Source organism: Christiangramia aquimixticola, from assembly GCF_048285835.1.
Classification (GTDB): Bacteria; Bacteroidota; Bacteroidia; order Flavobacteriales; family Flavobacteriaceae; genus Christiangramia; species Christiangramia aquimixticola.
This window is the reverse complement of record NZ_JBLVTL010000001.1, coordinates 724,555-738,079: the sequence shown is the minus strand read 5'-3', so window position 1 is coordinate 738,079 and position 13,525 is coordinate 724,555. Positions and strand designations below refer to the sequence as shown.

At 39.6% G+C, this 13,525-nt stretch carries 11 protein-coding genes; 6 read left to right on the top strand and 5 right to left on the bottom strand.

The window, feature by feature from the left end:
* On the top strand, positions 1–1,371 hold a 1,371-nt coding region (locus ACNKXV_RS03410), incomplete at its 5' end, for a DUF5723 family protein (RefSeq protein WP_417906282.1).
* Positions 1,372–1,427: 56 nt separating this feature from the next.
* On the opposite strand, the gene ACNKXV_RS03405 is transcribed toward ACNKXV_RS03410, so the two are convergent.
* Positions 1,428–2,702 (bottom strand): replication-associated recombination protein A, encoded by a 1,275-nt coding sequence (locus tag ACNKXV_RS03405; protein ID WP_417906281.1) that lies wholly within the window; start codon positions 2,700–2,702, stop codon positions 1,428–1,430.
* A 77-nt stretch (positions 2,703–2,779) separates the two neighbouring features.
* On the opposite strand from ACNKXV_RS03405, the gene ACNKXV_RS03400 reads away from it, so the two are divergent.
* Complete coding sequence (locus ACNKXV_RS03400; protein ID WP_417906280.1) at positions 2,780–3,520, top strand: rhomboid family intramembrane serine protease; 741 nt, start codon at positions 2,780–2,782, stop codon at positions 3,518–3,520.
* Here the strand turns inward: ACNKXV_RS03400 and rlmB are convergent.
* The 4 genes from rlmB to ACNKXV_RS03380 all read right to left on the bottom strand — a co-directional run bounded on the left by rlmB (position 3,517) and on the right by ACNKXV_RS03380 (position 9,742).
* On the bottom strand, positions 3,517–4,254 hold the full coding sequence (gene rlmB / locus ACNKXV_RS03395) for a 23S rRNA (guanosine(2251)-2'-O)-methyltransferase RlmB (protein ID WP_417906279.1): 738 nt from the start codon (positions 4,252–4,254) through the stop codon (positions 3,517–3,519). The genes ACNKXV_RS03400 and rlmB overlap by 4 nt on opposite strands.
* A 127-nt stretch (positions 4,255–4,381) precedes the next feature.
* Positions 4,382–5,065 (bottom strand): hypothetical protein, encoded by a 684-nt coding sequence (locus tag ACNKXV_RS03390; protein ID WP_417906278.1) that lies wholly within the window; start codon positions 5,063–5,065, stop codon positions 4,382–4,384.
* Between the two features lie 86 nt (positions 5,066–5,151).
* A complete protein-coding gene (locus ACNKXV_RS03385; RefSeq protein ID WP_417906277.1) occupies positions 5,152–6,552 on the bottom strand; it encodes a SusD/RagB family nutrient-binding outer membrane lipoprotein in 1,401 nt (466 codons plus the stop codon).
* Between the two features lie 22 nt (positions 6,553–6,574).
* Positions 6,575–9,742, bottom strand: a complete 3,168-nt coding sequence (locus tag ACNKXV_RS03380; protein ID WP_417906276.1) for a SusC/RagA family TonB-linked outer membrane protein — start codon at positions 9,740–9,742, stop codon at positions 6,575–6,577.
* A 369-nt stretch (positions 9,743–10,111) separates the two neighbouring features.
* On the opposite strand from ACNKXV_RS03380, the gene rpsL reads away from it, so the two are divergent.
* Genes rpsL through rpsJ form a run of 4 tightly spaced genes read left to right on the top strand, consistent with a single transcriptional unit; the run spans position 10,112 to position 13,420 of the window.
* Positions 10,112–10,486: a 30S ribosomal protein S12 gene (gene rpsL / locus ACNKXV_RS03375; protein WP_010230128.1), complete on the top strand. Its 375-nt coding sequence runs from the start codon at positions 10,112–10,114 to the stop codon at positions 10,484–10,486.
* Between the two features lie 23 nt (positions 10,487–10,509).
* Entirely contained in the window at positions 10,510–10,986 is a 477-nt protein-coding gene (gene rpsG / locus ACNKXV_RS03370; protein ID WP_026915144.1) for a 30S ribosomal protein S7, read from the top strand.
* 6 nt (positions 10,987–10,992) lie between these two features.
* Positions 10,993–13,104, top strand: a complete 2,112-nt coding sequence (gene fusA / locus ACNKXV_RS03365) for an elongation factor G (protein ID WP_417906275.1) — start codon at positions 10,993–10,995, stop codon at positions 13,102–13,104.
* Between the two features lie 10 nt (positions 13,105–13,114).
* A complete protein-coding gene (gene rpsJ / locus ACNKXV_RS03360; protein WP_026915146.1) occupies positions 13,115–13,420 on the top strand; it encodes a 30S ribosomal protein S10 in 306 nt (101 codons plus the stop codon).
* Positions 13,421–13,525 lie beyond the last annotated feature (105 nt).

Below are 13,525 nucleotides of genomic sequence, written 5' to 3'. Positions count from 1 at the left end.
ATGGCTTGTTATGGCCAAAACAGACCTCTGCTCTATAATGTAGACGATCTGCCACAGTCTTTATTACAAAATCCGGGAACCCGAATCGATTTCACCCGGCACTTTGGAGTACCATTTCTATCACAGATACATGTTTTTGCCGGTTCTACCGGAGTGACTGCTTATGATGTGTTTAAAGATGACGGAGGTGATATTAACGCGAGAATTGAAAATGTGATTTCTGAACTTACCTCGGGGGATTTCTTTTCATTCAACGAGCAGCTGGAAATAGTTTCCTTCGGAAAAAAAATAGGGAAGAGGGGTTATATTTCTGCCGGGATTTATCAGGAGGCAGATGTTTTTGCTTATTTCCCAAAAGATCCTGCAACGCTTGCTTTTGAAGGTAACGCAAACTATATAGACACACCTTTTGAATTCTCTGACGTAAATTTTAACGGGGAGGTTTTAGCCGTATATCATGTAGGATATCATTATAAGGTGGATCCTAAGCTGAATGTAGGGGGACGGTTAAAATTTTACTCGGGGATTTTTAATGTTGAGTCAACAAATAACTCGGGAGAATTCGTAACCTATTTTACTCCCGGAGGCACTAACTTTTATGAACATTCTGTGAACCGTCTCGATGTGCTGGTGCGTACCGCCGGATATGCCTCTCTAAATGATACTGCCGGGATGACCGTGGAGGAAGCTACTGCAGAATTATTGAGCAGATCCATGTTTGGAAAGAATGTAGGATTGGGCGTTGATTTAGGATTTAGTTACAGGGTGACAGAGCAGTTTTCTGTTAATGCTGCCATTCAGGATCTTGGCCTTATGTTTCATAGTAAGGATGTGGAAAACTACCATTATTATGGGTCGCATACTACCAGTGGCCTAGAACCTTTATTTCCGGAATTAAATCCTGGGCAGGGAACTATTCCGTATTGGGATGTATTCGAAGAGCAACTGGATGCCAATCTAAAGGATGAAACCACCTATGAAGAGTACAATACCTGGAGACCTTTAAAATATAATGCATCGTTCGAATTTGGAACGGGTAAATCGATTTTACCCTGCGATTACCTTATTAGTAAAAAGCCCAGGTATATGAACCTGTTCGGGATGCTGCTTTCTGGAGTTAACAGGCCAAAAGGTCCTACTTACCGGGTAACTACTTATTGGGACAGAAAGATCAATGCACAAAACAGGTTTCGGCTTGCTTATAGTTTAGATCAGTTTTCTGTAACCAAACTAGGAGCTATGTATTCTACCCGGTTAAAGAATTTCAATATCTATCTGGCGGTAGATGACTTGTTGGGTTATATTAACCTGGCCGATGCGCATAGCGTTTCTCTCCAACTGGGAATGCAATATGTTTTTAAGAAAAAGTAACTCTGAATTATTCGGGAATGAATCCGGCTTCAGATAGATTTTATATAAATAGGGGATTAGTACCCATATTTATTTTTCCATCGTTTCCTTAAAAATTCCCTCTGGGCATTTTCTCTTTGATTATTACCCGGTTGATAAAGGGTGGTGTTTTTTATCTCTTCCGGCATAAATTCAGCCTCAACAAAATTATTTTCATGATTATGGGCATATTTATAATCTTTGCCATAACCTATGTCCTTCATTAGTTTGGTAGGTGCATTTCGTATAGAAAGTGGCACAGAGAGATTTCCGGTTTTCTTCACCAGACTTTGAGCCTGATTGATGGCCATGTACGCAGCATTACTCTTTGGAGAAGTCGCCAGATAGGTTACACACTGGCTTAAAATAATTCTTGCCTCGGGATAGCCTATTGTGTTAACCGCCTGAAAAGAATTATTGGCAATCACCAGCGCAGTTGGATTGGCATTCCCAATGTCTTCACTTGCAAGTATAAGAAGTCTTCTCGCAATGAATTTTACATCTTCTCCACCTTCGATCATTCTGGCTAGCCAATAAACCGCAGCGTTAGGATCACTTCCTCTAATTGATTTTATAAATGCTGAAATTATGTCGTAGTGCTGCTCTCCTGTTTTGTCATACAATACTGTGTTTTGCTGAACTTTGGATAAAACGAGATCGTTGGTGATTTCAACATCTTTATTTTCTGAAGTAACCAGTAATTCAAAAATATTAAGAAGTTTACGGGCATCACCACCGCTTAAGCGCAATAAAGCCTCAGTTTCGGTAAGTTTCACGTTTTTTGAAGCAATGACCTTATCTTGTTTCATAGCTCTTTCCAACAGCGCTACAAGATCATCTTTAGAGAAAGGTTTCAGGATGTATACCTGACATCTGGAAAGCAAAGCCGAAATAACCTCAAAACTTGGATTTTCTGTAGTTGCTCCAATCAGGGTGACCCAGCCTTTTTCTACAGCTCCCAACAATGAATCCTGCTGTGATTTGCTAAACCTGTGGATCTCATCTATAAATAGGATTGGACTCCTGGTAGTGAAAAGTCCGTCACTCTTCTTGGCTTTTTCTATTACCTCTCTTACATCCTTAACTCCGCTGCTTATTGCACTCAGAGTAAAGAACGGTCTTCCGGATTCACTGGCGATTATATTTGCCAGGGTCGTTTTTCCAACTCCCGGAGGACCCCAGAAAATCATTGATGGGATTATACCCTGCTGAATCTGTTTCCGTAATGCACCATTTTCACCAATAAGGTGATGCTGACTCAGGTAGTCATTTAAAGTTTTGGGACGAAGTCTTTCAGCAAGCGGTTGATTCATGAGATTGTTTTGTGACAGAATAGCATCTGTTGGAGTTTGGATGCTTTTTTGTAATATTAATTAAAATTGAATGAATTTTGAAAACATCCTCTCCTTTTGTTTTTACCAGTGGAACTATAGGTTATCCAATTCTATTTGTTCTTTTGATCTGGATCGTATTCTGGGCCGAACTAAAGTTTGGACTTAATTTAAGTCCATATGGGGTTAGACCCGGAGAATTAATTGGTTTAAGAGGAATATTATTTTCTCCATTCATTCATTCAGATATCAAGCATCTGTTCAATAATACCATTCCACTTTTTATCCTTTCGTTATCCCTGTTTTATTTTTACAGGCCTATAAGATGGAAGGTGCTTCTAATAGGACTCGTTTTTACGGGAATCCTTACATGGTTAATCGGGAGGCCGGCAAACCATATTGGAGCCAGCGGTATTATTTACTTACTGGCTTCCTTCTTATTCTTTAAAGGAATTTTTTCGAAGTATTACAGATTAGTTGCTCTATCCCTGATCGTGGTTTTTATATACGGAGGTCTCGTATGGTATGTTACGCCCATAGATCCTGAGATCTCATGGGAAGGTCATCTATCCGGGATGATTAGCGGGGTATTATTAGCCCTGGTTTTTAAGAAAAATATTGCCGAAGCTCCTAAATATTCCTGGGAAAAACCGGATTATTCTGTAGAAGATGATCTGTTTATGAAACACTTTGATGAAAACGGGAATTTTGTAGATAATCTACCAATAGAAAAGGATCCTCCTGCTGAAGATCCCGGGTATAATTATATCTATACAGAAAAGAACGCCGATAAAGATTAAAGGCGCTGTCTAACCGTTTCGTAAAGAAAAGCTCCACATGCTACAGAAACATTTAAAGATGCGATCTCTCCCAGCATAGGAAGTTTGGCTTTATGATCGGCAGCTTTAAGAATGGAATTAGAAACTCCTTTAGCTTCATCTCCCATAATAATCGCAACCGGTTGAGTTAGGTCAATGTCATAAACCATATCATCTGTTTTCTCTGTAGCTGCGACCAATTTTACCCCATAGGTTTGAAGATGAAAAACAGCATCTTTGATATGATTTACCTTGCAGATAGGCATTTTAAATACTGCTCCAGCTGAAGTTTTAACGGTATCGGCATTTATTGGTGCCGAACCTTTCTCCTGGATTATAATCCCGGTTACTCCACAACATTCAGCAGTTCTTATAATTGCCCCAAAGTTTCGAACATCGGTTAACCCATCAAGTAGAAGGAAAAGGGGAGCGGTTTCGAGTTTTTGAGATTCTTCAACCAGTTTTTCAAGACTTATAAAACTAATAGGGGAGATGTTGGCCACCACACCCTGATGATTTCCTTTGCTTAGCTTGTTTAATTTTTCAACCGGAACATAAGAAATGGTAAAATTTCCTTTTTTAAGATGACGGTTTAATTCCTGAAATAAGGGTCCGGATAGTCCTTTTTGAACAAAGACTTTTTCAAGAGCTTTTCCACTTTCTATCGCTTCAATAACTGCTCTGATTCCGAATATTCTGGTTGTTTTTTCTTCCATGCCGCAAAGTTAGTATTTTAAAAATCTCCATAGTGGAATTGTCAAAAATAAAAAAACCACCCGATTTGGGTGGTTTTTGATTCTTATAAAAAGATTAATGATCTCTCACTAATCTTTTTTAGTTCGTTTAAAGAGTTTGGTAATATTCAGAAACCTGAAGTAAATCTTCCGGAGTTTCAATTTCTAAACCATTCGATTCCAGATAAGCTTCTATTTTCTTCTTCTTGTCTTTAAAAACTTTTAAAACACTTCTGTTCTTCAGTTTTACATCTTCATACTTACCATTCTTATTCAGAACATAATAATCTGTCTTCATTTTATATTCAGAAGCCAAAGTATTGGATTGACTTGAAGTCCAGCCACTAGCATTAGGATCTTCAAGTTCTTTGACGTATTCGATCAAAACTGCCCGGGAAGGAGCCTGTACTATTTGGTAATATTTAGTTTCGTCCTTCTGCTTTTCAAATTCTTCTCCGCCTATTTTAGCAAACAATAAATCCTTCTCCTTGCTTTTAATTATAAAGCCTGTCAATGAATTATCTAATAATTTTAAAACCTGATCTGATCCTGCAATTTTATAAACCAAATTGTTTCCATGTACATCATAGTTCATTTGTTGAGGTCTTGTGGTTTTACCATCCGGTAATATCCCGTAGCCCACGTGCCAATCTTCCGTTAGAAATGGTGTTCCTTTTGATTCGCTGCGCATTATTTTAAATCCATCAGCCAGGTTCCCGGAATTGGTAGGGTTTTGCCCTAATAAAGTAGTTACGGTTAGGACTGTTAGAATAATGCTTAAAGTTGTTTTCATAATTTTTATTTTGATATAAAGGTACAATATAAAAAAAACCTGCTTTCGAAAAAGCAGGTTTTTAAAATTATAGTGGTTTTATTCGATTACTCGAATAACCAGATAACAGTATTAAGTGCATCCGGGCCTTGAGCCTGGATAGCTGCATTATAGCTAGCCTCGTTTAGAGAAGCTGCAGTTGCAGAATATGCCTGTCTGTCTGGAATACCAGTAGCGTTACTTAAAAGATCACTTGGAGCTGTTAGGTCAAATCCATAACCCATTGCCTGTAATCTTCTCCACTCAGCCCAGGCTTCGTATCCCTGGAAGTAAAGAGCAACCCACTTTTCGTATCCAATTGATTCTGGACCAGTGTAGCCATTCATCGCGATGTAAGCATCAGCCTGAGCTGATGTTTGTCCCCATTGTTCGAAAGAAGCAGTGATAGCCTCTTCGTAAAGAGTCTCAGCGTCTTCTCCTGTCCATCCCAGGTGAGCAGCTTCAGCTCTTGCGAAAAGAACTTCAGCATAAGTGAACATGTAAAGAGGAGCAGTCTGGCTGTTGATGATGTCACTTGTAATAAATGAATAATCATCTGTAGCAGAGTTAGACTGGCCGTAAGGCGCACCTACGAAAGTTCCAGAGTTGAACGCTGGATCAGCCATTCCCCAAAGTCTATCATCTTCTGGAGCAGATGGAGAACCAGAACCTACTAGTTCGTTAACGAATACATCACTTACCAGGTAATCTCTTCTGAAGCTAGGAGCTAAGAAACGATCTTCCCAAGGGTTGTCATTGTTTTCGTCAGCTAAATAAGGATAAAAGAAGTTCTCAGCATTGCTGTTAATTACTTTACCTAAAGCTTCGTTAAATTTCTGCTCTCCTAAAGAAGGATTAGCATTAGAAAGTCTTAAAGCCATTACCATTTTAAGAGTTTGGCCAAAAGATTCCCATCTTGAAATATCACCACCAAAGATGTAATCTCCGGCAACAGCCATTCCACCTGCGTCAATCATAGCTAAAGCGCTGTCTAATTCAGAGAAAAGACCATTATAGATCTCTTCCTGAGAATCGTAAGCCGGGAATTGGTTGTCAAGTCCCTGAAGAGCTTCAGAATAAGGAAGCATTCCCCAACGAGTGGTCATTCCTTCCATTAAGTATACACGTAGAATAGTACCGGCAGCGATTTGATTTGGGTTATCACTAACCTGAATCATTCTGTCGATATCGTTCAACATTCCATACCAGTAATCAGTATCCCAGTTTAAAGTCTGGTATCTTGATTCTTCGTCATATTGACCGTTAGATAGGTATTGCACATATAAGTTTGGAGTGGTTGCTCCAAGATATGCAGAAACCGCACCCTCTGCGTTAGCTAAAAGGCTACCTGCAGATGGTTGAGTTGGTTCGTTGGGATTCTCATTGATCCCGCCGAAATCCACTTTCTCACAACTGGTGAAGCAAAGCAGCACCGATGCAAAAAAGAATGATAGTTTAATAAAATTCATTTTCATTTTAAATAGCTTTTAATTAGAATGTTATATTCAGGTTAAGACCAATAGTTCTTGTGTTTGGAGATTGTCCTCCTTCAGTCCAACCGTATCCTGTGATCTGGCTGTCTTCAAGCTCAGAAACATCGATGTCGTCTATTGAGCTGTATATTAACCAAAGGTTGTTAGCATATACACCAACATTTAACTTCTTGATTGGAGTGTTGTCTATAATGTTTCCTTTTACCTCATAATCGATTCTAGCCTGTCTTAGTTTTACGTAAGAAGCGTCATATAACCATTCTTCGTGAAGAGCGAATAATCTTCCGTAGTAAACTACAGGGTCAACGAAGTAAGAAGCAGGAGCTCCGGTAGTTTCATCAACTCCAGAGATCAATACACCACCTGTGTCAGATCCAGCGTTGCTTTCAGCAACAATAAGACCTGCAACAACATCTGTTCCGGTTACAGCGTCACGCACTGGGTTTCCAACTGCGTTAGGACCAACTGTGTTAATTCCAAGACCGGAGTATGCGTTAAACATCTTAGTTACAGAGAAGATTTTTCCACCTTTCTGGAAGTCAAAATCAAGACCTAAAGAGAAGTTCTTATACTGCATGAAAGATGAAGCACCACCAGTGAAATCTGGAAGAACGTTTCCTAAATACTGGTTAGTGTCATATCGTGGAGCACCAGTTGCAGAAAGTACAATTTCTCCAGCTTCGTCTCTTCTATAAGCTCTACCGTAGATAGCACCCCATTCTTCACCTACACGTTCCTGTAGTTGAATACCTCTCCAGGTAGTACTAAGTACGTTTACATCTGTACCAGGAGCAATTGCGTCTACTCTTCTTTCCAGAGTTGCAAGGTTTGCAGTAATATCCCAAACGAAATCGTCTGTTCTTACCGGAACTACGTTTACAGCAAATTCCCAACCTTTATAAGTTTGTTTCCCTGAGTTTGTAGAGAAGCTGGTAAATCCAGTTGATGGATCAAGAGATACATCAGCAGGTAATTCATCATCTTGCTTGTTATAGTAAGTTACATCAAGACCAAGACGGCTATCTGCAAATCTCATTTCAGTACCAATTTCATATTCTCTACGAACACCTCCAGTTAGAGTAGGGTTGTTTAATCCACTCTTAACAGAAAGTTTTCCGTAAGAACCGTAAGGTACACCAATGTTGTAAGTTTCAGTAATCTGGAATACATCCGGGAATCTTGGTGCTTCAGCAACACTCGCTCTTAACTTACCAAAGCTAAGGATGTCATTCTGAGGTAATAATTTACTGAAGATTAAAGATAAAGATCCTCCGTAAGTTTCAACTCTGTTGTCGTCGTCGAAAGCAGTAGACTGCCAGTCGAATCTTGCAGATCCATCAAGGAATAATAAGTTTCTGAAACCAATAGAAGCTTTAGAGAAAACAGATTGTCTTCCAACTTCTTCGAAGTAACTAGATACGTTTGGTCTGTCTCTTGAAGTGTTCAGGCTGTAGAATCCTTCTGCAGTAAGACCCCCTGCTGTTTCAGCGGATAAGTCTTTTCTGTTGTAATCGAATAATTCGAAACCGGCACTTGCACTTACGTCAAAATCTTCACTAAGATCAGTCTGGTAGTTAATGATACCAAACAATTCGTCTGATCCATCAATTCTTTCGTTCTCACCATAATATTCCTGAGATAATCCTCCAAATCCAATTCTTGAAGAGCTTTCGTAGCTGTTTAAAGTTTTTCTAACTTCAACACTTGCATTAAGGTCGTCGTTAAACTCATAGCTAAGTCCTAACCTACCGTAAACCGCATTCTTGTCTTGTGGGTTTAGGTTTTCGTTAGTAGTAAAGTATGGCATATCCCAGTAAAGTGGAGTAGTGTTAGTTGGACTGTTCAGGTTCCATGATACAACTTGACCATTTCTTCTGTAATCCTTTAGACGATCCATGTCTAATTGTCTTTGCCACCACTGGTTAAAGTTAGAAGCGATGTTTCCATACCCGTTTGCAGGGAAGTTTGTTGTTCTTCTGTCCTGGTAGTTCAAGCTAGCGAATCCTGTTAGTTTTTCAGAAATATCTAAACTTGCATTAATAGACCCTTGAACAGTACTTCTTTCAGAATTAGGAATAACCCCTGTTCTGTCAATTTTAGCTAAACTCGCACGTACAGAATAATCCTCAGCTCCTTTTGCGAACGTTACATTTGTGTTAGTTGTAAGTCCGGTTTCAAAGAAGTTTCTAATGTTATCTGGTTGAGGAGAGAATGGTCTTAATTCACCAAATTCTTCAGTTCCAGGGAACCATGAATCCCAGTGTCTAACAAGAGTTCCATCCATTTTTGGACCCCAGCTCTCATCAGCGTAGTATTCAACCATTAATTGACCATCGAAAGATGCCCAGTCAGCCGGGTGAATAGAAGGATCGTAAGAAAATACGTTGAATTCCTGAGAATAACCTCCACCATATTCGTTTTGGTATTCAGGTAATTTATATACTTCTTCGAATGCTGTACTGTGGTTTACAGAGATACTGCTCTGTCCTTCTTCAGCATTTTTAGTTGTAATGATAATTACACCATTGATACCTTGTGGTCCGTAAAGAGCAGTCGCAGCAGCACCTTTAAGTACAGACATATCAGCGATATCGTCAGTAATAATGTCTGATGGGTTCTGAACCTTTACGTTATCAACGATATAAAGAACTCCAGTGTTACCACGAAGACGAATGTTAGAGTTACCAAAACCTGAACTAGGAGCTCCAGAGAACTGAACACCAGCAACTTTACCGGCAAGGGCGTTGTTAATGTTTGTTTCTCTCGATTTTACCAAAGCCTGGCCATCAACAGTTTGTTGTGCATAACCTAAACTTTGTTTCTCCCTTTTAATACCCAGGGCGGTTACTACAACCTCTTGTAATTGAGCAGAATCTGCTTCCATAACCACATCTACTGTACTTACAGCATCTACAGTGTGCTCTTTACTTTTAAGACCAACGAAAGAGAATACCAATACATCTCCCTGATTTGCCTCAATAGAGTAATTTCCGTCGAAATCGGTTTGAGTACCAGAACCGGTACCCTTAATTAAAACGTTAACCCCTGGTAAGGGCAGACCATCTTCGTCTGTCACCGTACCGGTCACCGTTTGTTGTTGTGCAAAAGTTATTTGCACCACGAACGCCAGTAATAGCGTTAAAATACTACTAAACTTTGTTTTCATTTTAAAATTTGTTTGAATTAGCCGTCGCCAAATGTGGTAATAAATGGTTAATAAAACAAGTTTTTGTTTTTAAAAATCGGTCAGAATTCGAAAAATTTGTTAAAATCTAAACACTTTGTTAATAACAATTCGGTTTTAATAGGATTACTATGAAGGCAAGCATTGCCTTGAACTAAAAGGAGGTTGGGAATGGCATTTTAGAAAGTAAACAGAATTTATTTTAAAAAATGGTTCAAATTCGGTAAAATAAATCCTTGATTATTAAAAAATTGAAGAGCAGGAGTTTGAAAAATGTTTTTTTATTTCTACCTTTGCAGACCCAAAAAAACTGGGGAGTAAATTTTATTAATAATTAGTGTATAGGAAATTATGCCAACAATTTCACAATTAGTACGAAAAGGAAGAGCCAAAATAACCAAGAAGAGTAAATCGGCTGCTTTGGATTCGTGCCCTCAAAGGAGAGGTGTTTGTACCCGTGTGTACACCACTACTCCTAAGAAACCGAACTCGGCTATGAGAAAAGTAGCAAGGGTAAGGTTGACTAACGGGAAAGAGGTTAACGCCTACATTCCTGGAGAAGGACACAATCTACAAGAGCACTCGATAGTATTGGTTAGAGGTGGAAGGGTAAAAGATTTGCCTGGTGTTAGATACCACATTGTTCGTGGTGCGTTAGATACTGCCGGTGTTGAAGGTAGAACTCAGCGTAGATCTAAGTATGGTGCAAAACGCCCTAAGAAGTAATTAAAAACTTTTAAAGTAAAGAAATGAGAAAAAGACAGGCGAAAAAAAGACCTCTTTTACCAGATCCAAAATTTAACGATCAGTTAGTTACACGTTTCGTGAACATGATGATGTGGGATGGTAAGAAATCCGTTGCCTTTAAAATTTTCTATGACGCTATCGCGATTGTAGAAGAAAAGAAACAGGACGAAGAGAAATCTGGATTGGAGATCTGGAAAGATGCTCTTTCAAACGTTATGCCTCACGTTGAAGTGAGAAGTAGACGTGTTGGAGGTGCTACCTTTCAAATTCCAATGCAGATAAGACCAGACCGTAAGGTGTCTACTGCAATGAAGTGGTTAATTAGTTTTGCGCGTAAAAGAAATGAGAAGTCTATGGCTGGAAAGCTATCTGCTGAAATTCTTGCTGCTGCAAAAGAAGAAGGAGCTGCTGTGAAGAAAAGAGTAGATACTCATAAGATGGCTGAGGCTAACAAAGCATTCTCTCACTTTAGATTCTAAAACAACATGGCACAAAGAGATTTAAAATTTACTAGAAATATTGGAATTGCGGCTCATATTGACGCGGGTAAAACCACGACTACAGAGCGTATCCTTTATTATACAGGTATAAGTCACAAGATTGGTGAAGTTCATGATGGTGCTGCTACTATGGACTGGATGGAGCAAGAACAGGAGCGTGGTATTACCATTACTTCTGCTGCTACACACTGTAAGTGGTTATATAGAGATCAGGAATATACTGTAAACATTATCGATACCCCGGGTCACGTTGACTTTACGGTAGAAGTAGAGCGTTCATTGCGTGTACTTGATGGTGTTGTTGCATTGTTCTCTGCAGTAGACGGGGTTGAGCCTCAGTCTGAAACTGTTTGGAGACAGGCAGATAAATATAGAGTTCCACGTCTTGGGTTCGTTAACAAAATGGACCGTCAGGGAGCTGATTTCTTCAATGTTTGTCGTCAGGTAAGAGAAATGCTTGGTGGTAACCCGGTGCCTCTTCAGGTTCCAATTGGAGACGAAGTTGACTTTAAAGGTGTGGTTGATCTTATTTCTAAGAAAGCGATTATCTGGAATGACGAGGATCATGGGATGACCTATGATATTATCGATATTCCTGCTGAATTAGAAGCAGATGTTAAGAAATACCGTGCAGAGCTTGTAGAAGCTGTTGCAGAGTATGATGAAGCTTTAATGGAGAAATTCTTCGAAGACGAAGATTCTATCACTGAAGATGAAATCATCGCTGCACTTAGAGCTGCTACCATAGATATGTCTATCATACCTATGATGTGTGGATCTGCATTTAAAAATAAAGGTGTTCAGGCTATGCTTGACGCTGTTATGCGTTACCTTCCTTCTCCGGTAGATGTAGAAGCAATTGAAGGTACGAACCCTGAAACAGGTAAAGAAGAAAGTCGTAAGCCTAATGTGGATTCTCCATTTTCTGCGCTTGCATTTAAAATTGCTACCGATCCTTTCGTAGGTCGTTTGGCATTCTTCCGTGCTTATTCAGGTACTTTAGAAGCTGGTTCTTATGTATTGAACGTACGTTCAGGTAAGAAAGAGCGTATTTCAAGAATTTACCAAATGCACTCTAACAAACAAGAGCCTATCGATAGTATCGAGGCTGGAGATATTGGAGCTGCTGTTGGATTTAAGGACATTAAAACAGGTGATACTCTTACAGATCTTAATCACCCAATCGTTCTTGAATCAATGTCTTTCCCTGCACCGGTAATCGGTATCGCTGTTGAGCCTAAAACTAAGGCCGATGTTGAGAAAATGGGAATGGCTCTTGGTAAATTAGCTGAAGAAGATCCAACATTTACTGTTAAGACTGACGATAACTCTGGTCAAACTATTATCTCTGGTATGGGTGAGCTTCACCTGGAGATCATTATCGACCGTATGAAGCGTGAGTTCAAGGTAGAAGTTAACGTTGGTGAGCCTCAGGTTGAGTACAAGGAAGCTGTTCGTAGAAATGCTGAGCAGAGAGAAGTGTACAAGAAGCAGTCTGGTGGTCGTGGTAAATTCGCAGACATTGTATTTACAATGGGACCTGTAGATGAAGACTTCGAAGGTGATGGACTTCAGTTCGTAGACGAAATTAAAGGTGGACGTATTCCTAAAGAATTTGTTCCTTCTGTAGAGAAAGGATTCAAAGAGGCTATGAAGAATGGTCCTCTTGCAGGATTTACAATGGATAGCTTAAAGGTTGTTCTTAAGGATGGATCTTTCCACCCTGTGGATTCTGATCAGCTTTCATTCGAATTGGCTGCGAAAATGGGTTACAAATCTGCTGCTAAATCTGCAGGAGCTGTAATTCTTGAGCCAATCATGAAAGTGGAGGTTGTTACTCCGGAAGAAAACATGGGTGATATTGTTGGTGACCTTAACAGAAGAAGAGGTCAGGTAAACAACATGTCAGACAGATCTGGAGCGAAGGTAATCAAGGCTGAAGTGCCGCTTTCTGAAATGTTCGGTTATGTAACTACATTAAGAACACTTTCATCAGGTAGAGCAACTTCAACTATGGAATTCTCTCACTATGCTGAAACTCCTTCTAATATTTCTGAAGAAGTGATTAAAGCAGCAAGAGGAGCAGCTAACGAATAATCTTAAGGAAATGAGTCAAAAAATCAGAATAAAATTAAAATCTTACGATCATAACCTGGTAGACAAGTCTGCTGAGAAAATCGTAAAAACCGTAAAGACTACGGGTGCAGTTGTTACCGGGCCAATTCCGTTGCCAACGAATAAAAAAATCTTTACTGTTCTTCGTTCACCTCACGTGAACAAGAAATCCAGAGAGCAGTTTCAGTTAAGCTCTTACAAGAGATTACTTGATATCTATAGTTCTTCTTCAAAAACGATTGATGCGTTGATGAAGCTTGAATTGCCAAGTGGAGTAGAAGTAGAGATCAAAGTGTGATAAAACAGTTCCGCGCACTTCGGTGCGCGGTTACATGTCCGGCGCGTTTCGCAAAGGAAAAACGGTGAAAAATACAATTCAGGGCTGAAATGTGTTTTTCGGCCC